This is a genomic window from Legionella sp. ST3F1, assembly GCF_048553315.1.
GTDB lineage: Bacteria > Pseudomonadota > Gammaproteobacteria > Legionellales > Legionellaceae > Tatlockia > Tatlockia donaldsonii.
The window spans coordinates 1-275 of sequence record NZ_JBLZIO010000078.1 but is presented as its reverse complement, the minus strand read 5'-3'; the positions used below and the strand labels follow the sequence as shown (position 1 = coordinate 275).

Here is a 275-nt window from a genome sequence, read left to right as displayed (position 1 = left end):
CACTAAAACCATACCGGTTTTAACCAAGGTTTCACAAGCCACACGGGCTTTAGGATCTTTAGCTAAAATAGCATCCAAAATAGCATCAGAAATTTGATAGGCGATCTTATCTGGATGCCCCTCAGAAACTGATTCTGAGGTAAAAACATGAAAATCACTCACTTTATCCCCTTTTATACTCATTAAATTTAACTCATCATTGCCATAAACTGCGCAAAAATGGCTTCAATATCATGCGGCCCGGGACTAGCATCCGGATGACCGTGAAAACCAAA

The 275-nt window shown here is 40.0% G+C and carries 1 protein-coding gene; it reads right to left on the bottom strand.

All coding sequences use genetic code 11. The annotated features are described in order from the left end of the window. On the bottom strand, window positions 1-183 hold a 183-nt coding region (locus ACN4Z1_RS16020), incomplete at its 3' end, for an S-adenosylmethionine synthetase N-terminal domain-containing protein (RefSeq protein WP_419423062.1). Between the last annotated feature and the right edge of the window lie 92 nt (window positions 184-275).